Here is a 25606-nt window from a genome sequence, read left to right as displayed (position 1 = left end):
GGTGATCGGTTGACCTTCAGTCTTACCGCGGCCGCCACAGGAAGCGCTCCGCCAGCCGCGCCCACATGGCGGCACCGACGGCGAGGCTGTCGTCGTTGAAGTCGTATTTCGGGTTGTGCAGGATCGCCGAGTCTACGCCGTTGCCCAGCCGCAGGAAGCAGCCCGGCTTGTGCTCGAGGAAGCAGGCGAAGTCTTCGCTGCCTGGAATGAGCGGGCAGACGGACACATTCTCCGCGCCGACCAGTTCGTTCACCACCTCGGTCGCGAACTCCGTTTCGTCAGCAGAATTGACCACCACCGGATAGCCGCGCTGATAGTCGATCTCCACCGTTGCGCCGTAGGACGCCGCGAGCGTGGCGGTGAGGTCACGGATGCGGCGCTCCAGCAGGTCGCGCACCGCTGGCGAGAAGGAGCGCACGCTGAGCGTCAGCGTGACGCTCTCGGGGATCACGTTGGAGGCCTCGCCGCCATGGATCGAGCCCACCGTCACCACGGCCGTCTCGGTCGGGTCGACATTGCGCGACACGATCGTCTGCAACGACATGATGAGGCTGGCCGAAACCATCACCGGATCGATGGTGAGATGCGGGCGCGAAGCGTGACCGCCCTTGCCGCGCACTGTGATGACGACGGTGTCGGACGAGGCCATCAGCGGCCCGGAGCGCATCAGGAAGCTGCCCGCCGGGGCGCCGGGATGGTTGTGCAGCCCAAAGATCGCGTCGCAGGGGAAGCGCTCGAACAGGCCGTCGTCGATCATCTTCTGCGCGCCGCTCGGCACGCCCGCCTCTTCGGCCGGTTGGAAGATGAGGTTGACGGTTCCCTCGAAATTCTTGGTGCGCGCCAGATATTCGGCAGCGCCGAGCAGCATGGTGGTGTGGCCATCATGGCCGCAGGCATGCATCTTGCCCTGTGCCTTGCTCGCATAGGGAAGGCCAGTCGCTTCGTGGATAGGCAGGGCGTCCATGTCCGCGCGGATGGCGATGCTGCGATTGCCTTGGCCTACGCGCAGCCGCCCGACGACGCCATGGCCGCCGACGCCGCGCGTCACCTCGTAGCCCCAAGCCTCGAGTTTCTCGGCAACGAAGGCGGCCGTCTTCTCTTCCTCGAAGGAGAGTTCGGGGTTGGCGTGGAGATGTTGGCGGATTTCCTTCAGGGACGCCTTCGAGGCTTCGAAATCGGCAAGGGAGGCAAAGTTCGATTGTTGCATTGTCTAGCGACTCGCCACGGAATGACGAGCTCTCCTTCTCATATTCTCTGCGTCAGAGCGACGGGCATTCTGACGAATGCTATGCCGCCGCTCTATCCGTTTTCTTAGCTGCATTTGTGCGACGCCAGACGATTCCGTCTGGCTTCAAAATGCTCTAGATGAAGCGGCTGAGGAAGCTGCGGGTGCGCGGGTGCCGGGGGTTTTCCAGCACGGCTTCCGGCGACCCCTCTTCCACGACGCGCCCGCCATCCATGAACACCACGCGGTCTGCGGCCTCGCGCGCGAAGCCGATCTCGTGGGTGACGACGATCATGGTCAGGCCCTGGTCGGCCAGGCTGCGCATGGTGGTGAGCACCTCGCCGACCAACTCGGGATCGAGCGCAGAGGTCGGCTCGTCGAACAGCATCAGCGTCGGCCGGATCGCGAGTGCGCGTGCAATCGCCACGCGCTGTTGCTGTCCGCCCGAGAGCTGGCGCGGATAGGCGTTGACCTTGTGCGACATGCCGACTTTGGCCAGAAGCTCGCGCGCTTCGGTGATCGCCTCGTCGCGGCTGCGGCCATGTACCCCGATCGGCGCCTCGATGACGTTCTGCAGAACGGTCATGTGCGGATAGAGGTTGAACTGCTGGAACACCATGCCGATCTTGCTGCGCTGGGTAGCGATGGCACGGTTGGACAGCGGCTGTAGCTTGCCGTTCCTGAGCTGATAGCCGATCTGTTCGCCATCGACGAAGATAGAACCCTTGTCGATGGTCTCGAGCCGGTTGATGCAGCGTAGGAAGGTGGATTTCCCCGAACCGGAAGGCCCGAGGATAACGACCACCTCGCCTGCCTTCACGTCGAGATCGATGCCTTTCAGCACCTCGACATGATGGAAAGCTTTGTGGACGTTCCGGGCGCGAACCAGCGGCGCCTGGTCGATGCTTGACGTGGTCACCGGGCGTCCTCCTGCTGCACTGCCTTTTCCGCCGCGTCGTCCTTGCGCACGGCCGCGTCGCGCTCGCCGCGATTGTAGTGGCGCTCGATGGCACTCTGTCCGACATTCAGGATGGAGGTGATGAACAGATACCACAGCACTGCCACCAGCAGCATGGGCATCACCTCGAAGGTGCGGTTGTAGATCGACTGGACGGAATAAAGCAGATCCGCCATCGCAATCACGCTAACCAGCGAGGTTGCCTTGATCATGCTGATAAGCTGGTTGCCCGTGGGCGGCACGATGGAGCGCATGGCCTGCGGGATGATGATGCGACGCAGCGCCCGAGCCCGGGTCATGCCAAAGGCTTCGGCCGTTTCGGCCTGGCCTTTGTCGACCGACAGCAGGCCGCCGCGGATGATCTCGGCCATATAGGCCGCCTCGTTGAGCGCCAGGCCGACGATGGCCGCTGTCACCGGCGATATCAGATCGTTGGTGTTCCAGCTTGCGAAGGTGGGGCCGAACGGAATGCCGATGGAGATTTCCGGAAACAGCGTCGACAGATTGTACCAGAAGATGAGCTGGACCAGCAGCGGCGTGCCCCGGAAGAACCAGATGAACAGGCTGGATACGGAGCTGGCCAGCCTGTCACTCGACATCCGCGCAATCGCCAGCAAAAGGCCGAGCGCAATGCCGATAGCCATGGCAACCACCGTCAGTCCTAGCGTGACATAGAGCCCGTGGATGACCGTGGGGTCGAAGAAATAGGCGGCCACCACCGGCCAGCCGAAATTCGGATTGTTGGCGACGATGTAGGCGAAGTTCGCCGCGACGGCGAGAACCACCACCCACAGGAGCAGCCGCCCCGGGCGGAACGGATGATGCGCCCGGGCTACGTCGTAAAGGTCTGCATCCATGCGGGCTCCCTCTTCCTTTCCGGGAGCCGACAGCGTGCTCATTTCGCGGCCTTCCCGGCGAGATTGATGCCCGGGGCATCGATCATGTTGTTCTCAAGGCCCCACTTCTTCATGATGGCGGCATAGGTGCCGTTATCCATCAGTTCCTTGACGCCGTCGCGCAGCACTTCGCCGAGCGGCGAGCCCTTCGGCACCACAGCGCCCTGGAACAGGTCGTCGAAGCCGTTCTTCTGGCCCGTGCCGGTCAGCTCGAGCTGGCCGTTGGCCTGCTGCACGAAATAGGTGAGCGGAGCCTGTGACGAGAAGAAGGCATCCGAGCGCTTGGAGCGTACGGCCAGGATGGAAGTCGGCTGGTCGGTGAAGGACTGCACCTCGATCGCGCCCTTGCCGTCGGCCGCGCACTTCTCCGCCTGCGCCTTGATGACCTTTTCGGCCGAGCCGCCGGCCATCACGGCGATGCGCTTGCCGCAGGCCGTGTCCAGCGAAACGATACCTTCCGGATTGCCCTTCTGGACGGCGAAGACGACATATTCCTTCACCCAGTCGACGAAGTCGTTGGCTTCCTCGCGCGAGGGGAAATCGCCCACCGGGCCGAAGGCGAGCTGATAGCGGCCGGAATTGATGCCGCTGAGCAGGGCCGGCAGGCCGCCCACCGTGGCGTGCTCGATCTTGATGCCGAGAAGCTGGCCGAGAGCGTCGGTCATCTCGGCGCTCGCGCCGGTCATCTCCGTGCCGGTCACGATCTCATAGGGCGGGAAAGAACCATTGTTGACCGCCACCATGCGGCCGGCCTTGACGATTTCCTCCGGCAGGCGGGCGCGCAGCGTCTCGTTTACGCTCTGCTCCGGAATTTTTGCTTCCTCGGCGAATGCCGTCTGGGCCAGCAGAACGGCGAAAGCCGCGGCGAGGATGGATTTCTTGTACATTATCATCTCCCTGAAGAATCGAATTTGAATGCCGCTCAGGCCTGCGCCGCGAAGAAGGGGAAGAGCTCTTCCACCGTCAGCTTGCGCGAAAGTATGCCCTGGGCGTGAAGTTCGTCGGCGAAGTCGTCGATCATCGGCGTGTTGGCCGCGAGGCCGCTGTCGATCCAGCTTTCCGGCAGGTCGTGCGCCGCCTGGAGCAACTCGTCGATCACCCACGGGCTGGTGTCGGCATATTTGCGACGCTTGGTCGTCCACATGCGCTGGCTCTCGTCGATCAGGTCGCTGAGCTCCTGCGCGATCCACGGATGCTCCTCGACGATCTCCGACTTGATGCCGACGAGATGCATGCCCGGCACGTAGCCGACGGCGTTGAAATAGTCCCGCTCGGCGCCACGGAAATCCGCCAGCACCTGGCGGAAGCCGGAATTCCTGCCGAAGAAGCCGTCCGGCATGAAGGGTGTGAAGACCGCGTCCAGCCAACCTTCGCCAAGCAATTCCATCATCGGCCGCTCGCCCGGCATCGCCTCGATGCGGCCCGGGCGACCGAAGCCGTCCAGCCGGTCGACGATGGGATGCGCCGAGGTGAGCCGGCCAGCGTACCAGTAGGCATCTTCGACGCCGACGCCTTCGCGGCGTAGCGCAGCGCGCGTCCAGGTGTTGCCGGAATCGCGCCAGCCGGTCACGCCGATCCTCTTGCCGGCGAGTTGGTCGAAGCTGACGATCGGGCTGTCGGCGCGCGTGATGACGCAGCGATGACGGAAGCCGCGCATGATGAAGTTGGGAATGCCTACGACACCGCCCTCACCGTCGGCACACATTGAGGTGTAGCGGCTGAAGGACATCTCGGCTGCGTCATGCGCCTCGTCGTGGCGCAGGTCCGAAACCAGCGTGCCGACGCGATCCACGATCAGTTCCAGCCGGGACGAGCGCACATCACCCAGGACCAGCGGCGTCAGATAGTCCCAATCCCTCACGGCGAGCCGCAGCGTGATCGTCATTCTCACTTCCTTGAAATTGCTATTGCGGGCGGCAAACTAAATGTTCAGTTTTGCCCGATCAAACGCTATGACGTTACTGAACATTAAATTGAGGATTCTCTCATGGCGCTCGACTTCCCCACTTCCTGGTTCGCCGACAGGCTGGAAGATCGAAGCACGCGCGGCATAGCGCGCGACACGGCGATGCTGATCCGGCGCGGGACCCTGCCCGTCGGCGCCAAGCTGCCACCGGTGCGCGATATCGCCTATGCGCTGGGCGTCAGCCCCGCGACGATCTCGGAAGCGTGGAGCGACCTGCGCAGGCAGAAGATCATCTCGGGCCGCGGCCGCAACGGAACCTGGGTGAGCGGCGACCGCTTCGTGGCCAAGCCGGAGCGGCTGGCGAGCTTCGGCAATTACGGCCCTGACGTGCTGGATCTGTCGAAGGCCGTTCCCGACGTGACGCTGCTGCCGTCGCTCGAGGAGGCGCTCCGCCACGGCGCGAAAGCGGAGAACCTGAACAGCTACGACCGCACGCGCATCCTGCCCGAACTCGAGGAAGCCGCCCGGCGCGACTGGCCCTACGAGCCCGGGGCCTTCCTCGCCACGAATGGCGGATACAATGCCGTCTACACGCTTCTCCACGCGCTGGTGCCACACGACGCGCCTGTGGCGATCGAGGACCCCACGGCGATGCGCCTACTGGACATCCTGGAAGACCTCGGCGTGCCGATCATTCCCGTCGCCTGCGATCGCGAGGGACCGCTACCAGTCTCGCTGGCCGAGGCGCTGGCGCAGAAGCCGGCGGCCTTCCTATTCCAGCCGCGCATCCATTCGGTGACGAGCCATTGCGTGAGTGCCGCGCGCATGGCTGCGCTGGGCGACGTACTGGAAGGAAGCGACACGTTGATCATCGAGGATGACGGCGTAGCTGATGTCGCACTCACGCCACGGCTGACGCTCGGCAATCGCTTCCCCGACCGCGTCATACATATCTTGTCCTATTCCAAGACGCTGGGTCCGGATATGCGCCTTGCGGTGCTTTCAAGTTCGTCTTCAATCGTCGAGCAGATCCAGTCCTACCGCAGCTTCAGCGCCGGCTGGACGAGCCGCATCCTGCAATCGGCCGTGGCCTGGCTGCTGAACGACGAGAAGACGCAAGTCCAACTCGACCTCACGCGCCGCATCTACCACGAGCGCGCGCGAGAATTCGGAGAGGCCCTGGCAGCGGAAGGCATCACGCCGCCGGGCGGCAGCGGCCTGTGTTGCCTGCTGCCGGTGCCCTCGGAACCCTTCGCCATGGTGACGCTGGCGGCCCGCCGAATTGCCGTTGCCCCCGGCTCGAAATTCTCCCCTCGGCCGCTTTCGGCCGTGCGGATCGCCACCAGCATATTGAGCGAGCAACAGATCGCAGAGGTCGCCTCGGCGGCCGCGCTGGCAAGCCGACCATTTGGGTAGTACTCGCCAGCCAAGAGCAATAGTCGGGTCACACGTGGTGTGCGCGAACCACAGACAGGTTATCTGTGCCGTGGATAGGCATCCGCCTCAGGCGCGTTTGCCCAGCTCTGCAGCGTCTGGCCGCCGTCGATCAGCCAGTCCACACCGGTGATGTGTCGTGCTTCGTCCGAGGCGAGGAACGCGACCGCAGCCGCAACATCTTCCGGCTGGCCGATGCGGCGTAGCGGAATCCGGTCGGCGAACCGCTGAATGCCGGCCTGATAGGCCTGCCGATCTGCGGCTGGTACGCCCAGCGTCGTCTCGATAACACCCGGACAGATCGCGTTGACGCGGATGCCGTAGGGCGCCGCGTCGAGCGCCGCCACGCGCGTCAGGCCAACGACGCCATGCTTGGTCGAGGCATAGCCCGCGCCACCCGAAAGCACGTCCCAGCCCGCCATGGATGAGCCCATGTTGACGATCGAGCCCTCGATCTTGTCGTCGATCATGGCATTTAGCGCCGACTTCAGCACGAGAAACATGCTGCGAAGGTTGACGCGGACGATGGTGTCCCAGTCCTCGACCGGCAGCGCGTGAACCGGCGCCACCTTGCCGGAGATGCCCGCATTGTTGAACACCACATCGAGGCGGCCGAAGGCGGCAACGGTCTTGTCGACCGCGCGTTGCACCTCTGCCTCGTCGGTAACGTCGGCGGCGATTGCCAGCGTCCGCCCACCGAGCGTTGCGACAAGAGCTTCGGCTTTGGCACCGTCGCGATCTACGATGGCGACACGCGCGCCCTCATCGAGAAAACGACGGACGGCCGCGCTGCCGATGGCGCCGGCGCCGCCGGTGACGATGACAACCTTGTTCTCAAAGCGGTTCATGTTCTGCTCCTTCAGGCAGGCTTGTAGGAACGCCAGGAATGGCGCGGCTCGAAGCCGAGCGTGTCGTGCGCATGGGCGTTGTCGATCACCGCGCCATGACCGGGAATCGGCCGAGCAAATGGCACGCGCGGAAAAGCCTTTTCCACCAACTCAGCAGTTTCCTCCTCGGCGTAGCTGTCGGCAGCGCTGAGGAAGGTGCGCAGATGCCCCTCGCCCTGCCACGCCAGCGCCTTGAGGAAGGCGTCGGCGGCGTCGCGCGCATCGAGATAGCTCCAAAGATCGTGTGCCGCATCGGCAAGTTCCCGTCGCGGGCCTACTTCCTTGAAGAAAGTCTCTGGGGTCTGGATCCACGGCATGCGCAGGCTGACTGCCGAAAAGGCGCCACGACGCACTGCTGTTTCCACGATTTCCTCGCCCAGCCATTTCGAGAGGCCATAGGCATCCTGTGCGCCGATGGGGTGCTTTTGGTCCACAGGAAGATAGTGTGGCGCCTGCAGCCTCTCGGCGAACGGATAGCCCAGCACGCTAAAGGACGAGGCATAGATGAGACGCGACGCGCCCGCCTGTGCCGCGGCTTCGACGACGTTGTAGGCGGCCACGAGATTGGTGCGAAACACCTCCGCCGGCGGACGGCCGGTCGGGCGCGGGATGGCTGCGATGTGCAGCACCGCATCGCAGCGGTTGATGAGCTGCAGCGTCGCGCCGAGATCGGTCAGGTCGGCCGTCACGTGTTGCCAACCACTAATCGCCGGCGACACCACATCGATGCCGAGCACGTCGTGGCCGGCCTGTACCAATACCCCGGCAACGTGGCGCCCCAAAAGACCGCTCGACCCGGTTACGACAACTTTCATTTCGGCTCCTCTTGGCAGGCTCGACACCCACCGGCGCTCGCGGACAGACCTGGCGGCCACCAAAGCACCGGCGCAAAATCATTGATGGTCATACAATTCGAAAGACGTAATCAGGAAGATTGTCAATGGCCCGCCGCGCGTTCCAACAACTGACCTCGTCCGTGGTGACAAAGATAGTGGTGCCCTATGCCATCGTCGCGCCACTGGCGGGATTGACTTCGCTCGCGGCAAGGTTTTTGTATGTACACAAACAATCGGCACTTGCGGGAGGTTCACACATGAACACGGACAGCTTTTCGTCGCATCGCCACGACGGCACCATGCGGCTGGAGCCTGCGCGGACAGCGGTCATCGTCGTGGACATGATCAACGAGTTCTGCAAGCCGGGCGGCGCGATGGTCCTGCCGGGATATGAGAAGCTGGTGCCGCCGCAGTTGAGCGTGATCGAAGCGGCCCGCGAGGCCGGCGCCCCGGTGATCTGGGTACACGATGCGCACCGCCGCGACATGCGCCGCGACCGCGAATGGGTTAAGCGCACGCCTCACTGCGTGGAAGGCACCTGGGGCACTGAGATCATCGGGGACCTCGGCGCGCGCGACGACGAGATCCACATCATCAAGCGCCGCTATTCGTCCTTCTTCCAGACCGACCTGGACATGACGCTGAGGGACATGCTGGTTGATCAACTCGTCATCTTCGGCGTCGTCACCAACATCTGCGTTCGCTCGACGGTCCATGACGCGTTCTTCAATGGCTACGAGGTGGTCGTGCCGTCTGATTGCTGCGCCGCTACGGGCCCGCGCGAGCAGGAAAGCAGCCTCTACGACATCGCCACGCATTTCGGCATCGTAAGCGATGCCGAACATGTCGTGGGGGCATTGCGTTCCGGGGCAATTCTGCAGAATCTCAACGTCGCTGGATAGATATCGACGGGACTTGAGCAGCCGGGCGCGAAAAGAAAAACGAAAGGGATCAACGTGACAGCAGACAGCGAAGCGACGGCCGACAAAGCCAAAGCCACGCGAAGGAAGTCACCTCGCGCCAAGCCGATCAGCCGCGTCGACGCTGTCGCCCTCTATGAAAAGTCCGGCTACGACCTGGACGCTCATCCGGCGCACCTCGTTCGCCGCGCCCATCAGCGTGCAACGCTGTGCTTCCAGCAGGTCATGGCAGGAGAAGACCTGTCGCCCACGCAGTACGCCGCACTGGCGACCATTCTGCGTTATGGCGAAGTCTCGCAGAACCACCTCGGCCGCCTGACGGCGATGGACCCGTCCACCATCAGCATCGTGGTGCGCAAGCTGCTCAAGCAGGGGCTGATCAAGCGCAGCAATTCCGACACCGATCAGCGCCTGACTATCATCACGCTGACAGACGCTGGCGCGCACTACACGCTCGAGCGGCTAGAGCGCAGCATGGAGGTCGGCCAAAGGCTGCTTTCGCCGCTGTCGCCGGAGGAACAGGCCACGCTTCTCGAGCTACTGCATCGCATCGGCAGCGAGGACTAACCTCGCCACGGCGGCCGCCGGGACATTTCAAGAGACGTTAGAGAGGAACCTGTGAATGTCGGTTGAACCGAATGGGCACGCCGTTGCCGGCGACAAACTCGTCATCAAGAACATCGGCTTGCTGCTGGGCGGCGACCTCGCCAGCCCGATCCTGGATGCCGATACCATCGTTTGTACCGGCGAGCGCATCAGCGCTGTCGGCAAGGCAGCGGAACTCGACCTTGACGGCGCCAAGACTGTGATCGACGCGCAGGGCTGTGTGGTTACCCCCGGGCTGATCGACAACCACGTCCACCCAGTCGCGGGCGACTGGACGCCGCGCCAGAATCAGATGGGTTGGCTCGACTCGACGCTGCATGGCGGCGTCACCACCGTCATTTCGGCCGGCGAAGCCCACTATCCCGGACGGCCGCGCGATCTCGTCGGCATTAAGGCGCTGGCGATTGCGGCGCAGCGCAGCTTCGCGAATTTCCGCCCGAGCGGCATGAAGATCATAGCCGGCGCACCGATCCTCGAGCCGGGAATGACCGAAGACTATTTCCGCGAGCTCGCCGAAGCGGGCGTGACGCTCATCGGTGAAGTCGGCCTGGGTGGCGTGAAGGACGGCCCTACCGGCCGGCAGATGATCGCCTGGGCGCGCAAATACGGCATGACGTCGATGACGCATACCGGCGGCCCGTCCATCCCCGGCTCGGGCCGCATAGGCGCCGATGTCGTGCTCGAAGTCGACGCGGACGTGATCGCCCACGTCAATGGCGGCCCGACGGCGCTTGCCGACGAAGAGATCATCCGCCTCTGCGAAGAAAGTACGCGCGCGCTGGAAATCGTCCACAATGGCAACTTGCGCACCGGGCTCATGGTGCTGGAGATCGCCAAGGAGCGTAACGAGCTTGCCCGCGTCATCCTGGGCACTGACGGGCCGGCAGGCTCGGGCGTGCAGCCGCTCGGCATCCTGCGCACCATCACCATGCTGGCGTCGCTGAGCGGCGTGGCGCCGGAAGTCGCCTTCTGCTTTGCCACCGGCAATATCGCCCGTGTCCGCAAGCTGGACGATCGCGGCATCATCGCGCCCGGTCGCGCAGCGGACCTGGTGTTCATGGACCAGGCACTTGGCGGGGCTGGCGACGGTTTCCTCGACAGCATCGCGCACGGCAACCTGCCGGGCATCGGCATGATTATGGTCGACGGTCAGGTGCGCACCAACCGCAGCCGCAACACGCCGCCCGCGGCGAGAGTGCCGGCAGTCATTACCACCTGAGGAAACAACTACCGCCGCGACCCAACCGGATCGCGGCGGAAACTTTTCGGAGCTCAGACGAGGCCGTCTTCGCCCTTGATCTGGTCCTTGGCGAGGCCGCCGACCCGAGGGTGCGGGCGACCCGAATCGGTCACGGCGATGGCAACCACAATTTCATCGTCGCGCGGCGCATCCGGAACGCGAACTTCCATCCCGTCGAAATGGCTGCGAACCTTCGCAGCATCCTTGTGGCCGAGCGGGATGTCGAGCGGCACGCCGAGGCCGCCGCGCTTCTTCGATGACGGTATCAGCGCCGCACCCTTGCCCAGTATCTCGCGAAACGGAGCGCCGAGTTTCGGATGCAGGATGGCGGCAGCATGTTCAAGCTCGCCATTGGCGCCGACTGCCGCTGCCTTGCCGAAGCTCTCGACCGTGTCGCCAGGAATGCCGAGCGCCTCGACCGCGCGACGCGGCAGGATGTCGCCGAGTTGCTCGCCGATGTCGCTGAGCTCCGACAGGTCCTCGACGAACTGGCCGGCATAAGGATTTTTAATGACCGCCACCGCGGCGGCGCGACGCGTCGGCGGATCGACCGGGCGGCCACCTTCGATTCGCGTTTCCTCGACGATGGTGATGATACGGCGAATCTCGGCGCTCATCTCAGGCCGTCCTCGCCCTTGATGTCCTTGGCCGCCAGACCGCCGACTCGCGCGTGGATGCGCGGCCCGGTCGTCATGGCCAAAACCAGCACGATTTCATTGGCGCGCGGGGCATCGTTGATGCCGACCTCGATGGCATCGAAATGGCTGCGCACATAGGCGGCGTTGACGTGTGCGACCGGAATGTCGATTCGAGCTCCCGGACCGCCGACCTTCTTGGTGGAGGGAACGATCGCCTTGGTGTCGCCCAGCAACTCGCGCATCGCATAGCCGCCCGGATTGTGCCAAAGCGCGCCATGTTCCACTTCGCCCGCACCACCGACGATGGCGCCCTTGCCGTAAGCCTCAATTTCTGACGCATCGCCGCCGAGCGCGTCAAGCAGACGCCGCGCCATGGTAAGGCCGACCGGCTTCAGCTCCTCCATATAGCCGGCGATGTCCTCGACATAGCGGCCCGCAAACGGGTTTTCGATGACTGCCAGGACGGCACCGCGCTTGAGCGGTTTGTCGGTCCGCGGGCCGCCCTCATGGAATATTTCCTCGACCTGGACGACGAGTTTCTTGATTGGAATGTCTGGCATTTTTGTCCTCTCCGGGAAAGCCGGCCGCGCTAGTGATTTGGCCAACTTGTTAGAGTAGCAACAATTAGACATTGACCACGATTGTCAAGCGGCGGACGCTGCGTCCCAATGCGATCATGGTAATTCGCCCTGTGGGTGGCGCGCGCGTCCCGATTGACAGTTTGTTAGACCACTCATAAAGTCATATGAGCACCAACAAATTGGGTAGCTTCTGGCTGCTACACGTCGGGCTTGAAATAAGTGTTTCCAAGGGAGCGTATGGGGAACGGGATGAGGAATTTGTTCAAGAAATACGTGGTTGCCGGCGCAATGCTCGCCGCTTCGATCGGCACGGCCGGCGCGCAGGACAAGGTGTCCGTCGCCGCCATTTCCGGCTATTTCGCACAGGGCTTCGGCGTCTCGATCGTCAACGGCCTCAACAGGGCCAAGGACGAGTTCGGCATCGATCTCAAGCTGGTCGACACCGGTAATCGCGCCCTCGACTATGAAGAGCAGTTCGCCAACCTCGCCAAGGACGGCCAGTACGACCTCATCTTCGTCATGGGCTGGGAGCTGGTCGATGCGCTGCAGAAGGCCAGCGAGGCCTATCCGAACCAGCGTTTCGTGTTCATCGACGGCGTGCTCGACAGCGACAAGATCGTCTACGCCAACTTCGCTGAGGAACAGGGCTCCTTCGTCGCTGGCGCGCTCGCAGGCCTGATCGAGAACCAGGGCAGCTCCTTCGACAAGATCAGCGACGGCAAGGCCATCGGCTTCGTCGGCGGCCGTGACATCCCGGTCATCCGCAACTTCCTCGGCGGCTATGAGCAGGGCGCGAAATATGCCGCCCCTGAGGTCAAGGTGAACTCCGTGTTCGCCGGCACCTTCGACGATCCGGCCAAGGGCAGCGAGCTGGCGCTGGCTCTCTACGGCCAGGGCACCGACATCGTCTACAACGTCGCAGGCCCGACGGGCGAAGGCGTGATGCAGGCGAGTGCGGCCGCCGACAAATATTCGATCGGCGTCGATGTCGACATGTGTGGCTCGGCACCGGGCAACGTGCTCGCCAGCATGCTCAAGCGCGGCGACATCGCCGTCTACACGCTGATCAAGGACGAGGTCGAAGGCCGCAAGGTGACCCCGGGCACGCGCACGTTCGACCTCGCTTCGGGCGGCGTCGAGGTGAAGGTCTGCGACGACATCGCAGCGAACATCCCCTCCGAGATCACCGCCAAGCTCGACGAGATCAAGAAGGAAATCGTCGACGGTAAGATCGAGATCACGAAGGCCAAGTAAGGTCGGTTCGGCTTTTCGAAGCTTCGTAGCGGCGCCTAGCCTGGCGCCGCTCGAGATTGCGAAACGTCGCTCACCCGTGCAGGTGAGCGACGCAACCAACCGTGAGGTCACACGTGTCGAACGCTCCCTCGGCAGCGGCCGCAGACAACGCCGTCGAAATCATTGGCATCACCAAGCGCTTCGGTGCTTTCACCGCCAATGAGAACGTCAATCTTACCGTCCGCCGCGGCGAGATCCACGCGATCATCGGCGAGAACGGTGCCGGTAAGACCACCCTGATGAACATCCTATTCGGGCTGCTGCAGCCTGACGAGGGGAAGATCCGCATCGACGGAGGGGACGTCGTCTTTACCGATCCGGCCGCGGCTATCGCCGCTGGGCTCGGCATGGTGCATCAGCATTTCAAGCTCGTGCCGTCGCTGTCGGTGGCGGAGAACGTCTTCCTCGGCATGGAGATCGGCCGTAACGGCCTCATCGACCACGCCGCGCAGATCGAGAAGACACGGGGGCTTTCCGAGCGCGTCGGCCTCAAGGTCGATCCGACCGAGCGCGTAGGGCTCTTGTCAGTCGGCATCGAGCAGCGCATCGAAATCCTCAAGGTTCTGGTGCGCGGCGCGCGCACCATCATCCTCGATGAGCCCACCGCCGTACTGACGCCGCAGGAAAGCCGCGAACTGTTCCAGACGCTGCGGCGCTTCGTGGCCGAAGGCATGACCGTGATCTTCATCTCGCATCACCTCGAGGAGGTGATGGAGGTGTCCGACACCGTGACGGTGCTACGCAACGGCAAGCATGTCGCGACACGCTCGACTGCCGAGCTCAGCAAGGCCGACCTCGTGCGCATGATGGTGGGCCGCGATGTCAGCTTCGATCGGCGCCCCCGCGAGGCCACCCATGGCAAGATCGTGCTCGACGTGCGCAATCTCTGGGCCCGCGACGAGCGTCGCCTGCCTGCCCTGCGCGACGTGAGCTTCACCGTACGCGCCGGCGAGATCGTCGGTATCGCCGGCGTCGCCGGTAACGGCCAGACGGAGCTGGCCGAAGTGCTTGCCGGCCTGCGCCCTGCCAGCCACGGCGAGGCACGGCTCAACGGTCGCGACCTGACCACGCTGGCGCCTGCCGAAATCCGCAAGGCCGGCTTCGCCCATGTACCCGGCGACCGCATGGTGCGCGGCGTCGACGGCGGCGCCTCCATCTCGTCCAACCTTCTGATGGGACGGCAGCATAAGGCACCATGGAGCCTTCGCGGCCTGCTGGACTGGAAAGCCGCCGACAAGGAAGCCGAAGCGATGATCAAGCGCTTCGACATCCGCGCGCGCGGGCCGCACGACACGGTCAAGCGGCTGTCGGGCGGCAACATTCAGAAGGTGGTGCTGGCGCGCGAATTCACCAATGACCCGGATTTCCTGCTGATCGATCAGCCGACGCGCGGCGTCGACATCGGCGCGCAGGAGGCAATCCATAGCGAGATCATGAACCAGCGCGCCGCCGGCCGCGCGGTGCTGGTCATCTCCGTCCAGCTCGATGAGTTGCTGACGCTCGCCGACCGCATCCTCGTGCTCTTCAACGGCCGCATCATGGGCGAAGTCGCGGGCGACAAGGCCGCCGACGAAACCATAGGCATGATGATGGCGGGCCTTCAGCCCGCCGGCAAGGAACGGGAGCTCGCCCTATGAGCGACAGATTGCGCGCATTCTACGGCCAGGTCGTCGCGGTGGCGGTGGCGCTGGCCATCGGTGCCATCATCATCCTGATGGTCGACGAAAGCCCGGCGAAGGTCTTTGTGACCCTGGTTCGCGGCGCCTTCGGCGACCAGGCCAAGATCGCCGGCACCCTGCTGCAGACGACGCCGATCCTGATCTGCGGCGTTGCGGCTTGCGTGGGCCTGCGCGGCGGCATGTTCAATGTCGGCATCGAAGGGCAGCTCTTTCTTGGCGGCTTCGCCGCCGCGCTGGTAGGCTTTGCGCTTCCGCTGCCATCCGGCCTGCACATGATCGTGGCGCTGGTGGTGGCCGTACTTGCAGGTGCTGCCTGGGTGTCGATTCCGGCCTATTTTCGTACCCGCTACAACACCAACGAAGTTGTCTCCACCATCCTGTCCAACTATGTGGCGGTGCTGCTGACTTCCTACTTCACCATCTTCCTATTCAAGCGTCCCGGCGGCTGGTCCGAAACCCCACCAATCCTCCCAAGCGCGTATCTGCCGGAGATTTTCTCCTTCTCCCGGCTGAACTGGGGACTGGTCGTCGGGCTGGTGCTGGCGGTTGCCGTCGCCTGGCTGTTCCGCCACACGGCGCGCGGCTACTCGGCCTCCATGGTCGGCTCGGCACCGAAATTCGCCGAATATGGCGGCATCGATGTCAAGCGCCAGGGCTTTATCGTGCTGCTTGCCTCGGGTGCTATCGGCGGGCTCGCGGGCGGCGTCGAAACGCTTGGCGTGCACCACCGCTTCATGGAAGGCTTTGCGCCCGGCTTCGGCTTTGACGGGCTGATCGCTGCCCTGCTCGCCAACGGCTCGCCCATCGGCACGATCTTCACGGCGCTGTTCTTCGGCGCTCTGCGCAGCGGCTCGCTGCTGCTCGAAGTGGACACCAACGCCTCGCGCGAAATCATCACGGTGATCCAGGCACTGATCATCCTCAGCGTGTCGGCTCAGGTTCTGATGAAGCGTCGCGGTGACAGCACCGCAGGGGAACGTCGATGGAAATTCTAGCCAATCTCGTCAACGTCGCGCTCATCGTCGCGATGCTACGGACAACGGCGCCCATCCTGTTGGTAGCGCTCGGCGGCTCCTTCACCACCAAGGCCGGCATCTTCAACATCGGCCTCGAAGGCCAGATGCTGGTCGGTGCCTTCTTCGCCGTGCTCGGTTCGATCTGGTCTGGTTCGGCGTTTGTGGGCGTGGTCTGCGGCGTCGCCGCCGCGCTCGTCTTTGCGCTGATCTTCGCCGTGCTCGTGGTCAGTTTCCGCGCCAATGAAGTCGTCGTGGGCCTTGCGCTCAACATCCTTGCCGGCGGCATGACCATCTCGATGATGAAGGCCATCTTCGGCACGCGCGGCTCGATCGTCGGCCAGGGCATCGTCGGACTGCCCAAGGTGCAGATCCCGGGAGCAAAGGCGCTGCTCGGATCGTGGGCGCCGCTGATCTCGGGCTACACGCCCATGGTCTATGTCGCCTTCCTCGCCGTGCCGCTGTTGATCCTCTTCTACAAGCGCACGCGACTTGGCCTCTACATCCGCGTTGTCGGCGAAAAGCCGGAAGCGGCGGAAGCGCTTGGCATCTCGATCACCCGCATCCGCTACATCGCTTCGCTGCTGTGCGGTCTGTTGGCGGGCCTTGCCGGCGCGCATCTTTCGCTCGGCTACATCACCATGTTCACCGAGAACATGTCTTCCGGCCGCGGCTTCATGGCGGTGGCGATCCTGATCTTCTCGAATGGAGACCCGTTCAAGGTGCTGGCCGGCTGCCTGCTGTTCGGCTTTGCCGACGCCTTCTCACTCAGGCTCCAGACCTTCGGTTTCCCGTCTTACCTGATCCTCGCCGTGCCTTATCTGGTGGCACTGGCGGCGCTGTTCGCCCTCTCCTACCGCAGCCGCCCCAAGATCATCCGCGAGACCGTGGAAACCATGCGCCGGCTGCTGGCCGCCGAAAAGACTCCGGCGGCCGAGCCGGAAAAGACCCTCCCACGCTGAAAGGCCTTTTGACGAATGGAACGCATTATTCTCGACGTGGATTCGGCCGGCGACGACATACTCGCCGTTCTGTTTGCCGCGGCAAACCCCAACATCAAGCTGGAGGCCGTCACCACCGTGACCGGTGCGGCCGGCCCCATCGAGCAGGTGACCAATGTCGTGCTCAACACGCTGTCGCTTGCCGGCCGTGACGACATCCCAGTCCATGCCGGTGCCTGGCGGCCGATCGTCGGCCATTCCAAGGCCGACATGGAAGCACCGGTGCATTTCGAGAAGCAGCTCACGGCGCGCTTCGGTGATCGCCTGAAGAAATTCAATCCGCCGGCGCCGACGCCGAAGCGGCAGGCAACGCCCAGCCACGCGGTGGACTTCATCATCGATACGGTGATGTCCAATCCCGGCGAGATCACTCTTGTCACCACCGGCCCGCTGACCAACGCGGCAATGGCGCTGCTGCAGGAGCCGCGGCTAACGAAGGCGCTGAAGAATCTGCTTGTGCTCGGCGGCAATTTCCAGACGCCCGGCAACATCACGCCGGTGACCGAGTACAACATCTGGGCTGACCCCGAGGCCTCGCGCATCGTGCTCAATGCCGAGGTCGGCAAGATCCTGGTGCCGCTCGACATCTGCGAGGACAACCGCGTCGCCACCTCCATGCTGACGCGCGACGACATCGCCGACATGCAGGCGGGTGCGAAGGACAACCCCGTCCTCGACATGATCGCCGACGTGTTCCCGATCTATATCGACATCTGGCGCGAGTTCTTCGGCCTGGTCGGCTTCCCGCTCGACGACGTGATTACCGCTGCGCTGGCCTTCGACCCCAGCCTTGCCACGCTGACCGAGCCGCTCTTCGTCGACGTGCTGACCGACGGAAGCGTCGCGCGCGGCCAGACGGTTGCCTATCGCGGCTTCCAGATCCTGCCCGGCGGCGGACCCAAGACCACGCGTATCGGCACTGACCTCGACGGCCGGCGCTTCCTCGACATCTTCAAGAAAACCATCGCTCGCTACGAGCGGGCAGCGTGAGCGGCAGCGACATGACCCCTACCCCGATTTTCTACGACTGCGACCCCGGCCATGACGACGCCATCGCGCTGGTGATGGCACATCGTTCGCCGGCTATCGAGCTGCTCGGCGTGACTACCACCTGCGGCAACGCCGAGCTTGAAAAGACAACGACAAACGCCCTGCGCATCCTGGAATATATCGGCGCAGGCGACGTGCCGGTCGCGGCCGGCTGCCATCGCCCGCTGGCGCGGCCGCTGGTTCTCGGCACCGCCGACGGCCCGAGCGGTCTGGAGGGCACGCCCTACCTGCCCCAGGCGACCATCAAGCCGGTGGAACAGCATGCGGTCGACTTCCTGGCTGAGCAGCTGCTGGCGCGCGCCGAGCCGACGCTGGTTGTGGCGACCGGCCCGCTCTGCAACATCGGCCTGCTACTCCTCAAGCATCCGCATGTGCTGCCCAAGATCAAGGAGCTGATCTGGATGGGCGGCGTGTTCTATCGCAAGAGCGAGATCATCACGCCGACCGAGTTCAACGCCTTCTGCGATCCTGAGGCACTAAAGATCGTGTTGGATTCGGGCGTGCCGATCACCATGGTCGGCCTGGACGTGACGATGCAGGTACTGATCGAGGAGCCGCAATATGCCGAGCTTGCCAAGATCGACACGCCGCTCGGCCGGCTCGTGAACGACTGGTTGCTGTTCTACGAAAAGCTGCACCGCAACTCGATGGGTGTCGGCGGCGCCATGCACGATCCGCTGGCGCTGGCGCTGGCGATCGACCCGACGCTGGTCAAGACCCGCCCGGCCCACATCGCTGTCGACCTCAAGGGCACCTACACCTTCGGCGCCACGGTGGCCGACTTCTGGGGCGAACGCGGCGAGAAGGACAACGCGAAGATTGCTTACGAGGTCGATGCCGACCGCTTCTTCAAGTTGATGTTCGACCTGCTGAGAGACTAGTCGGGGCAGCCAGCCTCTCGAGCTGAGTTGAACTCAGGGCCCCGGTCGCTTCTTGCGCCGGGGCCTTTCATTCGTCAGTTCGAAAGCAGTTCGCCATACTGTTTGCGCAGTTCGGCCTTCTGCACCTTGCCCATGGTGTTGCGCGGCAGTTCCGTCACGAAGACGAGCTGTCGGGGCTGCTTGAAGCGCGCAAGGGAGGTAGCAAGTGCGGCCTCCACCGCTGGCCGTGCGGCCTCGTCGCCAACGATGACCGCGATCGGCGACTCGCCGAAATCGGGATGCGGGACGCCGATGACCGCGCTTTCCACCACGCCCTCGACCTGGTCGATCACCAGCTCGATTTCTTTGGGATAGATGTTGAAGCCGCCCGAGATGATGAGATCCTTGGCGCGGCCGACGATGTGCAGATAGCCGTCCTTATCGATCATGCCGACATCGCCGGTGATGAAGTAGCCGTCCGGGCGGAACTCTGTCTTGGTCTTTTCCGGCAGGCCCCAATAGCCGACGAAGACGTTCGGCCCGCGCACCTCGATCCCACCGATCTCGCCTTGCGCCAACCGATTGCCGTCGGCATCGGCGATGCGGACTTCAGTCCCCGCTAGCGGGAAACCGACCGTGCCGGCACGCCGCTCGCCCTCATAGGGATTCGACGTGTTCATGTTGGTTTCGGTCATGCCGTAGCGTTCGAGGATGCGATGGCCGGCGCGCGCCTCGAACTCGACATGGGTTTCGGCCAGAAGCGGCGCGCTGCCGGAAACGAACAGGCGCATATGGCCGACCAGATCGCGGTTCAGGCGGTCGCTGGCCAAAAGCCGCGTGTAGAAAGTGGGCACGCCCATCAGCGCGGTCGCGCGCGGCAAATCGTCGAGAATGGCGTTGGCGTTGAATGCCTGGTGGAAGATCATGCTGCCGCCGGCGGCCAGCATGACATTGGTGGCGACGAACAGGCCGTGTGTGTGGAAGATCGGCAGCGCATGGATCAGCACGTCGTCGGCCGTGAACCGCCACTCGGCCATCAGCGCGCGCGTGTTGGACAGAAGGTTGTTTTGGGTCAGCATGGCGCCCTTGGAGCGCCCGGTGGTGCCCGAGGTGTAAAGCAGCGCGGCGAGATCGTTATCGTCCCTGTCCGCCACATCCTTCAACGGCTCAGCCTTAGTTATCGCATCGGCGACGCTTCCGGTGCTGTCGGCGGAAATGGTGAGCGCGCGGCCGCTGCCCTCCAGCAGCGCGGCGATGTCGGCCTCCTCCTCCGGCGAACAGATGCAGAGCTTTGGTTGAGCATCACCGAGGAAAAAGCGCAGTTCCTCCAGCGTATAGGCGGTATTGAGCGGCAGGAACACCGCGCCGATCTGCGCACAGCCGAAAAACAGCGCCAGCGTTTCCGGCGTCTTGGCGGCATGGACGGCGACGCGGTCGCCTGCTTCCACGCCGTTGTCACGCAACACCGTGGCAATGCGCCCAACAAGGCTGGCGAAATCCGAATGGCTCAGCACCCGCCCGTCCTGGAGATACAGGAACGGTTTCGCGTTGCCGCGATGGATGCCGACAAGCGCGTCGTAGATCGGATTGGCCATGCTTTGACTCCAGAACGGTCGGCGCCCCCTCAATTGAGGGGGCAGCGAAACAACTCTCGCCCCTCGGGTCGCATCAAAGCGGAAGGACAGTCAATCCCTCTGTTGTCGGCCAGTCTTCGGGAGTTGGTCAGCCGACAGTGCCATTCAGCCGCTTCGGGCTGAGTTGCGCTTCGCTGAGGCCAAAATCCGCGATCCGCTGTGGCAAGGGCTTTCCGCGCACCAGTGCGGCGCAGGCTTCGCCCATCGCAGCGGAGGTCTGGATGCCGTAGCCGCCCTGCGCCACGACCCAGAAGAGCCCGGAGACCGCGGGATCGAAGCCGCCGATGAGGTCGCCATCGCTGACAAAGGAGCGTAAGCCCGCCCACACGCGGATGGGGCGGCCGACCGAAAGCGTCGTCATTTCCTCGATGCGATGGATGCCGAGGGCGATGTCCAGTTCCTCCGGCTGCACGTCCTGCGGCATAGTCGGGTCGGCGTTCGCGGGCGAGCCAAGCAGCACGCCAGCGTCGGGCTTCACATAGCAGCTTTCGTCGGCGCTCATGAACAGCGGCCAGCGGGTCACATCCATCCCGGCCGGCGGCGCAAAGACGAAGGCCGTACGGCGTCGCGGCTCGAGTCCCAGAGGGCGCGCGCCGAAGAGTTGCCCGGCGACGTCGCCCCAGGCGCCGGCGGCGTTCACCACGATGGGCGCGATGTAGTCCTGACCCGACGCGGTGACGCGCCAGTCGCCGCCAACCCGCTCGGCGGCAGTGACTTCGGCATTGCTCACCACGGTGCCGCCGGCCTGCCGCAAGCCGCGCAGATAGCCCTGGTGTAGGGCGTGAACGTCCATGTCCTCGGAGTCAGGGTTGTAGACCGCGCCGACGACCGCCTCTGGCTTCAGCACCGGCACCCAAGCCTTCGCGGCTGCGTAATCCAGCCGCTCACCGGGCAGTCCCATGGCGCGCACGGCCTCCTCATGTTCCTCTAGCAGATGCGCCTGCTCGGCCGAGGCAACCACGAGTGTGCCGCGCGGCGACAGGATGGGATGATCGGTGAATCCCGCCGGCGGCGATTGCAGAAAGGCGCGGCTCGCCATGGTCAACGCGCGCACCTGCGCGGTGCCGTAGCTTTCGCTGAACAGCGCGGCCGAGCGGCCAGTGGAGTGATAGCCGGGCTGGCTCTCACGCTCCAGCAGCACGACCTTTAGATGCGGCGCCAGCCAGTAACCGATCGAGGCGCCAGCAATACCGCCGCCGACGATCACCACATCCGCTTTAACAGGCTCCCGTCCCTCGCGCTGGCTGGCATGTTCCGATGTCATGAAAAGTCCCTCGGCTTGTGCATGCCGGGGCGAGGCCTGCGGCACATGATTTTCCTAAAGGAAAACACTTTCAAAATTTGAAAATGACGTCAAACGTCGGGCCCGTCACTTTTCCCGGTCGAACATCTCGATCAGCGCCGACTGAAAATTCGGCTGCGCACTGGAGCAGACGCCGAGCACGAGCGCGTCGCCCTCGCCGACGGCGAGATAGGCATGGCCCATCGTGCTGTCGATATAGATGCTTTCGCCCTTCTCCAGCCGCACCGGCGCGTAGTGCTCCGTATGCACCTCGATGGCGCCTTCCAGCACGAAGATGAACTCCTCGCCGGAGTGCCTTATCAGCGGCCCGAACTCCTCCAGCGTGCGCGCCGTGGCCCGCGTCAGCACCGGCACCATACGCTTCTTGGTGATGTCCGTGCTGAGATAGAGATAGTCGTAGTTCTGAGTCTGTTGGCGCAGGCCGTTGCCCTGGAAATTGACCGAGCGGCGCGCCAGCCGGTCGCCATTCGCCTCGGGCTGCGCGAACAGCTCGGCCATGTTCAGCCCCAGCCCCTCGCTGATCTGCAGGAGCTTGTCATAGGACAGCGACATCTGGTCGTTCTCGACCTTGGACAGCGTCGACACGGCAACGCCGGTCTTGTGGCTGACGTCGCTCAGCTTCCAGCCGTGTTTCTGGCGCAAGGCCTTCAGGCTTGGGCCCAGTTTCGGATGCTCGGCCATCTATCCCCAATCGTTGGTCCAATTTCCACAGTGTGACGATAGCCATTGACTTTGCCGGCAACAAGGAAAATCAATTAGCGGATTGGAAAGTGAATGACATGATCGGAAAGGCACTGTGCCTTGCCGAGAACCTGCGGAAGATGCGCTCCTGAGGAGCCTTTTGCCGGCAATTGTTTTCGAGGAAAGGAGAATCGATGGCTCGCGAAGTGGAATGGGCACGCATGACGGCACCGGAACTGCGTGAGATCGCCGCGCGCGGCAACGCGCTGGCGATCCTGCCGGTCGGCTCGCTGGAGCAGCACGGGCCGCATCTGCCGGTCATCACCGACACGGCCAGCGCTGTCGCCGTTGCCGTGCGCGCCGCGCAGCTGGTGAACGAAAGCGTGCCGCTGGCGGTGCTTCCCGGTTTGTGGCTCGGCATGAGCGAGCATCACCTGCCCTTCGGCGGCACCATCACCGCCGACTATGCGACCTATCACGCCATGCTGCGTTCCGTCACCCGCTCGCTCAAGGCCATCGGCTTCAAGCGCCTGCTGATCGTCAACGGCCATGGCGGCAACATGGACCCGCTGGCGGTGGCTACGCGCGAATTGGCGGTTGAGTTCGACATGCCGATCGTGGCGACCACGCCGTGGTTCCTCGCAGCGGAAGAGACCGCTGCGCTGTTCGAAGCCGACGACGGTCCCAAGCATGCCTGCGAGGGTGAGGCTTCGGTAATGCTCGCCATTGCCGGCGACTGCGTGAAAACCGACAAGTTCAAGGACGCCGAAGCCATACCGGCCGGCCAGAACGAGGCCCCGTACGGCGCCTCGCGTTTTTATTCCTTCTCCGAGCGTGCGCCGACCACCGGCACCTGGGGCTTCCCCAGCAAGGGCACGGCCGAAAAGGGCGAAAAATTCCTGGCGCTGCAGGCGCGCGAGGTCGCCAAATTCATCACCTCCGACATCCTCTGGACCCGGCCGGACCCGGTCTGGCGTGCGGGGCGCGGCCTAGAAACCACCGCAGGTCGAGCGGACTAATCGAGAGCTGCCAAACTGAAAGCGGCCGCCTGCGGCGGTCGCCGTCAACTGCCCACAAGCAAAAGGGAGAAGACATGAAGAATTTTGTTCGCGGCAGGTTTGCCGCAAAGCTGGCTTCCGGCGTCGCCATCGCCCTGCTGTCGGGGCTGCTCGGCAGCCAGGCCTTCGCCAAGACCCTCGTCTATTGCTCGGAGAGCTCGCCGGAAGGTTTCGACCCCGCGCTCTATTCCGCCAACAGCACCTGGGACGCCTCGTCCAAGCCGGTCTACAACCGCCTGGTCGAGTTCGAGAACGGCACCACCAATGTCGTGCCCGGCCTGGCCGAAAGCTGGACGATCTCCGCCGACAATCTCGAATACACCTTCAAGCTGCGCCAGGGCGTGAAATTCCAGACCACGGATTTCTTCACGCCGACGCGCGAGCTGAATGCCGACGACATCCTCTTCTCGCTGAACCGCCAGCGCCTGAAGGACGACCCGTGGTACGATTACGCCGCCGGCACGAGCTGGGAAATGTTCGACGGCATGGAGATGCCGGCTCTGATCAAGGACATCGTGAGAGTCGACGACCACACGGTGAAGCTGGTTCTCAACCAGCCGAGCTCTTCGATCCTGGCCAGCCTTGCCATGGACTTCGGCTCGATCATGTCGAAGGAATATGCCGACAAGCTGGCCGCCGAGGGCATTAAGGACAAGCTGAACCAGCAGCCGGTCGGCACCGGCCCGTTCCGCTTCGTCGATTACCAGCCGGATGCAGTCATTCGCTATCAGGCCAATCCTGACTACTGGGCCGGCAAGCCGAAGATCGACGACCTGATCTTTGCCATCACCGTCGATGCGACCGCGCGCATCCAGCGCCTGCAGGCCGGCGAATGCCAGGTTGCCGCCTATCCGGCGCCGGCCGACATTGCCGGGCTGAAGGCCGACGCCAACCTGACGGTGATGGAGCAGCCAGGCCTCAACATCGCCTATCTCGCCTACAACACGCTGATGCCGCCCTTCGACAAGCCCGAAGTGCGCAAGGCGCTGAACATGGCGATGAACAAGAAGGCCATCATCGACGCCATCTTCCAGGGCACGGGCCAAGTCGCAAAGAACCCGCTGCCGCCTTCGATGTGGGGCTATAACGACGCGGTCGAGGACGAGAAGTACGATCCGGAAGCGGCCAAGAAGATGCTAGACGAAGCCGGCGTGAAAGATCTGAAAATGAAGATCTGGGCGATGCCGGTCAGCCGGCCCTACATGCCCAATGCCCACCGCACGGCCGAGTTGATCCAGGCCGACTTCGCCAAGGTCGGCGTCGATGCCGAGATCGTCTCCTACGAGTGGGGCGAGTATGTGAAGCGAGCCCGCGACAAGGATCGCGACGGCGCTTTGATCCTCGGCGGCACCAGCGACAATGGCGACCCGGACAATCTGCTCAGCTACTTCTTCAGCTGCGCGGGCGTGGGCGGCGCTAATTTCGCAAACTGGTGCTACCAGCCGGTGGAAGAGCTGATCCAGAAGGCCCGCACGACCTCCGACCAGACCGAACGCGCCAAGATCTACGAGCAGATGCAGGTTCTGATCAAGGAACAGGCGCCGTGGGCAACGCTAGACCACTCGACGGTGGTGCTGCCTATGTCGAAGAACGTGACCGGCTATGTGATGGACCCACTCGGTTCGCACCGCTTCGAAAACGTCGATATCACCGAGTAGATCGCTGACTAAGCTCCGTGGGCCCCGGTCCACGGAGCAGATCGACGAGAGCCATACGTGGGTTCGATCGAGAATTTCTGCCACTTCTGGCAGCCACTCGATAGTTCTACCCTTGCTTCTAGCTCAACTAAGCCGTCGCTGCGACCGAAAGGCGCGTGCTCGCGGCAAGTTTGGCTACGTCCTTGTATAATAAATTCCTTCGACTAGATTGGAGGTATGTGCATGGAAACTTTCATCAAGATTTCGAGG

At 63.7% G+C, this 25606-nt stretch carries 24 protein-coding genes; 12 read left to right on the top strand and 12 right to left on the bottom strand.

The window, feature by feature from the left end:
• Positions 1 to 22 precede the first annotated feature (22 nt).
• From C7I85_RS05315 to C7I85_RS05295, 5 genes are all read right to left on the bottom strand, one after another.
• Positions 23 to 1207, bottom strand: a complete 1185-nt coding sequence (locus C7I85_RS05315; RefSeq protein WP_106722893.1) for a M20 aminoacylase family protein — start codon at positions 1205 to 1207, stop codon at positions 23 to 25.
• 154 nt (positions 1208 to 1361) lie between these two features.
• Positions 1362 to 2144, bottom strand: coding sequence for an amino acid ABC transporter ATP-binding protein (locus tag C7I85_RS05310; RefSeq protein ID WP_280954346.1), 783 nt, complete (start codon positions 2142 to 2144; stop codon positions 1362 to 1364).
• Complete coding sequence (locus C7I85_RS05305) at positions 2141 to 3082, bottom strand: amino acid ABC transporter permease (protein ID WP_245444814.1); 942 nt, start codon at positions 3080 to 3082, stop codon at positions 2141 to 2143. The genes C7I85_RS05310 and C7I85_RS05305 overlap by 4 nt, the downstream gene beginning before the upstream one ends.
• On the bottom strand, positions 3079 to 3966 hold the full coding sequence (locus C7I85_RS05300; protein ID WP_181257093.1) for an ABC transporter substrate-binding protein: 888 nt from the start codon (positions 3964 to 3966) through the stop codon (positions 3079 to 3081). The genes C7I85_RS05305 and C7I85_RS05300 overlap by 4 nt, the downstream gene beginning before the upstream one ends.
• A gap of 35 nt (positions 3967 to 4001) precedes the next feature.
• On the bottom strand, positions 4002 to 4964 hold the full coding sequence (locus C7I85_RS05295; RefSeq protein WP_106722891.1) for a nitrate ABC transporter substrate-binding protein: 963 nt from the start codon (positions 4962 to 4964) through the stop codon (positions 4002 to 4004).
• Between the two features lie 102 nt (positions 4965 to 5066).
• Here C7I85_RS05295 and C7I85_RS05290 point away from each other — a divergent pair, with 102 nt between their 5' ends.
• Positions 5067 to 6401 carry a PLP-dependent aminotransferase family protein gene (locus C7I85_RS05290; RefSeq protein ID WP_106722890.1) on the top strand — a complete coding sequence of 445 codons (1335 nt, stop codon included), beginning with the start codon at positions 5067 to 5069 and terminating at the stop codon, positions 6399 to 6401.
• 59 nt (positions 6402 to 6460) lie between these two features.
• Here C7I85_RS05290 and C7I85_RS05285 read toward each other — a convergent pair whose 3' ends face one another.
• On the bottom strand, positions 6461 to 7267 hold the full coding sequence (locus C7I85_RS05285) for an SDR family NAD(P)-dependent oxidoreductase (protein ID WP_106722889.1): 807 nt from the start codon (positions 7265 to 7267) through the stop codon (positions 6461 to 6463).
• Between the two features lie 11 nt (positions 7268 to 7278).
• Positions 7279 to 8121 (bottom strand): NAD-dependent epimerase/dehydratase family protein, encoded by an 843-nt coding sequence (locus C7I85_RS05280; protein WP_106722888.1) that lies wholly within the window; start codon positions 8119 to 8121, stop codon positions 7279 to 7281.
• A 278-nt stretch (positions 8122 to 8399) separates the two neighbouring features.
• On the opposite strand from C7I85_RS05280, the gene C7I85_RS05275 reads away from it, so the two are divergent.
• The 3 genes from C7I85_RS05275 to C7I85_RS05265 are packed head-to-tail and all read left to right on the top strand — an operon-like array spanning position 8400 to position 10887.
• On the top strand, positions 8400 to 9044 hold the full coding sequence (locus C7I85_RS05275; protein WP_106722887.1) for a cysteine hydrolase family protein: 645 nt from the start codon (positions 8400 to 8402) through the stop codon (positions 9042 to 9044).
• Between the two features lie 54 nt (positions 9045 to 9098).
• On the top strand, positions 9099 to 9629 hold the full coding sequence (locus C7I85_RS30895) for a MarR family transcriptional regulator (protein WP_181257092.1): 531 nt from the start codon (positions 9099 to 9101) through the stop codon (positions 9627 to 9629).
• 55 nt (positions 9630 to 9684) lie between these two features.
• Entirely contained in the window at positions 9685 to 10887 is a 1203-nt protein-coding gene (locus C7I85_RS05265; protein ID WP_106722886.1) for an amidohydrolase family protein, read from the top strand.
• A gap of 53 nt (positions 10888 to 10940) precedes the next feature.
• Here the strand turns inward: C7I85_RS05265 and C7I85_RS05260 are convergent, their stop codons facing one another.
• Together C7I85_RS05260 and C7I85_RS05255 are read right to left on the bottom strand one after the other, a co-directional pair.
• Positions 10941 to 11525, bottom strand: a complete 585-nt coding sequence (locus tag C7I85_RS05260; protein WP_106722885.1) for an amino acid synthesis family protein — start codon at positions 11523 to 11525, stop codon at positions 10941 to 10943.
• Positions 11522 to 12106: an amino acid synthesis family protein gene (locus C7I85_RS05255; RefSeq protein WP_106722884.1), complete on the bottom strand. Its 585-nt coding sequence runs from the start codon at positions 12104 to 12106 to the stop codon at positions 11522 to 11524. The genes C7I85_RS05260 and C7I85_RS05255 overlap by 4 nt, the downstream gene beginning before the upstream one ends.
• 270 nt (positions 12107 to 12376) lie before the next feature.
• On the opposite strand from C7I85_RS05255, the gene C7I85_RS05250 reads away from it, so the two are divergent.
• From C7I85_RS05250 to C7I85_RS05225, 6 genes are all read left to right on the top strand, one after another.
• Positions 12377 to 13381 (top strand): BMP family lipoprotein, encoded by a 1005-nt coding sequence (locus C7I85_RS05250; RefSeq protein WP_106722883.1) that lies wholly within the window; start codon positions 12377 to 12379, stop codon positions 13379 to 13381.
• A 113-nt stretch (positions 13382 to 13494) separates the two neighbouring features.
• Positions 13495 to 15057: an ABC transporter ATP-binding protein gene (locus tag C7I85_RS05245; RefSeq protein ID WP_181257091.1), complete on the top strand. Its 1563-nt coding sequence runs from the start codon at positions 13495 to 13497 to the stop codon at positions 15055 to 15057.
• Positions 15054 to 16094, top strand: a complete 1041-nt coding sequence (locus tag C7I85_RS05240; protein WP_106722881.1) for an ABC transporter permease — start codon at positions 15054 to 15056, stop codon at positions 16092 to 16094. The genes C7I85_RS05245 and C7I85_RS05240 overlap by 4 nt, the downstream gene beginning before the upstream one ends.
• Entirely contained in the window at positions 16082 to 17074 is a 993-nt protein-coding gene (locus C7I85_RS05235; RefSeq protein ID WP_106722880.1) for an ABC transporter permease, read from the top strand. The genes C7I85_RS05240 and C7I85_RS05235 overlap by 13 nt, the downstream gene beginning before the upstream one ends.
• A 15-nt stretch (positions 17075 to 17089) precedes the next feature.
• Positions 17090 to 18103, top strand: a complete 1014-nt coding sequence (locus tag C7I85_RS05230) for a nucleoside hydrolase (protein WP_106722879.1) — start codon at positions 17090 to 17092, stop codon at positions 18101 to 18103.
• An 11-nt stretch (positions 18104 to 18114) separates the two neighbouring features.
• Positions 18115 to 19044, top strand: a complete 930-nt coding sequence (locus C7I85_RS05225) for a nucleoside hydrolase (protein ID WP_106723088.1) — start codon at positions 18115 to 18117, stop codon at positions 19042 to 19044.
• 74 nt (positions 19045 to 19118) lie between these two features.
• Here the strand turns inward: C7I85_RS05225 and C7I85_RS05220 are convergent, their stop codons facing one another.
• The 3 genes from C7I85_RS05220 to C7I85_RS05210 form a co-directional block, all read right to left on the bottom strand.
• Complete coding sequence (locus tag C7I85_RS05220; RefSeq protein ID WP_106722878.1) at positions 19119 to 20618, bottom strand: malonate--CoA ligase; 1500 nt, start codon at positions 20616 to 20618, stop codon at positions 19119 to 19121.
• A 127-nt stretch (positions 20619 to 20745) separates the two neighbouring features.
• Positions 20746 to 21921 carry an NAD(P)/FAD-dependent oxidoreductase gene (locus C7I85_RS05215; RefSeq protein ID WP_106723087.1) on the bottom strand — a complete coding sequence of 392 codons (1176 nt, stop codon included), beginning with the start codon at positions 21919 to 21921 and terminating at the stop codon, positions 20746 to 20748.
• 105 nt (positions 21922 to 22026) lie between these two features.
• The gene (locus C7I85_RS05210; protein ID WP_106722877.1) at positions 22027 to 22641 is read right to left on the bottom strand and encodes a helix-turn-helix domain-containing protein; all 615 of its coding nucleotides are present in this window, start codon (positions 22639 to 22641) and stop codon (positions 22027 to 22029) included.
• A 194-nt stretch (positions 22642 to 22835) separates the two neighbouring features.
• Between C7I85_RS05210 and C7I85_RS05205 the strand changes: the two genes are divergently transcribed.
• Both C7I85_RS05205 and C7I85_RS05200 read left to right on the top strand, forming a co-directional pair.
• A complete protein-coding gene (locus C7I85_RS05205; protein ID WP_106722876.1) occupies positions 22836 to 23660 on the top strand; it encodes a creatininase family protein in 825 nt (274 codons plus the stop codon).
• A 74-nt stretch (positions 23661 to 23734) separates the two neighbouring features.
• Positions 23735 to 25357, top strand: coding sequence for an ABC transporter substrate-binding protein (locus C7I85_RS05200; RefSeq protein WP_106722875.1), 1623 nt, complete (start codon positions 23735 to 23737; stop codon positions 25355 to 25357).
• Positions 25358 to 25606 lie beyond the last annotated feature (249 nt).

The organism is Pseudaminobacter soli (ex Li et al. 2025) (genome assembly GCF_003012705.1).
Lineage (GTDB): Bacteria > Pseudomonadota > Alphaproteobacteria > Rhizobiales > Rhizobiaceae > Pseudaminobacter > Pseudaminobacter soli.
This window is presented reverse-complemented; position numbering and strand designations above follow the sequence as displayed.

Coding starts and splice junctions, on each gene's coding strand:
- C7I85_RS05255 (WP_106722884.1), bottom strand. CDS start 12,106: ATGCCAGACATTCCAATCAAGAAACTCGTCGTCCAGGTCGAGGAAATA.
- C7I85_RS05300 (WP_181257093.1), bottom strand. CDS start 3,966: ATGTACAAGAAATCCATCCTCGCCGCGGCTTTCGCCGTTCTGCTGGCC.
- C7I85_RS05215 (WP_106723087.1), bottom strand. CDS start 21,921: ATGACATCGGAACATGCCAGCCAGCGCGAGGGACGGGAGCCTGTTAAA.
- C7I85_RS05285 (WP_106722889.1), bottom strand. CDS start 7,267: ATGAACCGCTTTGAGAACAAGGTTGTCATCGTCACCGGCGGCGCCGGC.
- C7I85_RS05315 (WP_106722893.1), bottom strand. CDS start 1,207: ATGCAACAATCGAACTTTGCCTCCCTTGCCGATTTCGAAGCCTCGAAG.
- C7I85_RS05305 (WP_245444814.1), bottom strand. CDS start 3,082: ATGAGCACGCTGTCGGCTCCCGGAAAGGAAGAGGGAGCCCGCATGGAT.
- C7I85_RS05240 (WP_106722881.1), top strand. CDS start 15,054: ATGAGCGACAGATTGCGCGCATTCTACGGCCAGGTCGTCGCGGTGGCG.
- C7I85_RS05265 (WP_106722886.1), top strand. CDS start 9,685: ATGTCGGTTGAACCGAATGGGCACGCCGTTGCCGGCGACAAACTCGTC.
- C7I85_RS05295 (WP_106722891.1), bottom strand. CDS start 4,964: ATGACGATCACGCTGCGGCTCGCCGTGAGGGATTGGGACTATCTGACG.
- C7I85_RS05210 (WP_106722877.1), bottom strand. CDS start 22,641: ATGGCCGAGCATCCGAAACTGGGCCCAAGCCTGAAGGCCTTGCGCCAG.
- C7I85_RS05275 (WP_106722887.1), top strand. CDS start 8,400: ATGAACACGGACAGCTTTTCGTCGCATCGCCACGACGGCACCATGCGG.
- C7I85_RS05290 (WP_106722890.1), top strand. CDS start 5,067: ATGGCGCTCGACTTCCCCACTTCCTGGTTCGCCGACAGGCTGGAAGAT.
- C7I85_RS05205 (WP_106722876.1), top strand. CDS start 22,836: ATGGCTCGCGAAGTGGAATGGGCACGCATGACGGCACCGGAACTGCGT.
- C7I85_RS05235 (WP_106722880.1), top strand. CDS start 16,082: ATGGAAATTCTAGCCAATCTCGTCAACGTCGCGCTCATCGTCGCGATG.
- C7I85_RS05200 (WP_106722875.1), top strand. CDS start 23,735: ATGAAGAATTTTGTTCGCGGCAGGTTTGCCGCAAAGCTGGCTTCCGGC.
- C7I85_RS05260 (WP_106722885.1), bottom strand. CDS start 11,525: ATGAGCGCCGAGATTCGCCGTATCATCACCATCGTCGAGGAAACGCGA.
- C7I85_RS05250 (WP_106722883.1), top strand. CDS start 12,377: ATGAGGAATTTGTTCAAGAAATACGTGGTTGCCGGCGCAATGCTCGCC.
- C7I85_RS05280 (WP_106722888.1), bottom strand. CDS start 8,121: ATGAAAGTTGTCGTAACCGGGTCGAGCGGTCTTTTGGGGCGCCACGTT.
- C7I85_RS05220 (WP_106722878.1), bottom strand. CDS start 20,618: ATGGCCAATCCGATCTACGACGCGCTTGTCGGCATCCATCGCGGCAAC.
- C7I85_RS05230 (WP_106722879.1), top strand. CDS start 17,090: ATGGAACGCATTATTCTCGACGTGGATTCGGCCGGCGACGACATACTC.
- C7I85_RS05225 (WP_106723088.1), top strand. CDS start 18,115: ATGACCCCTACCCCGATTTTCTACGACTGCGACCCCGGCCATGACGAC.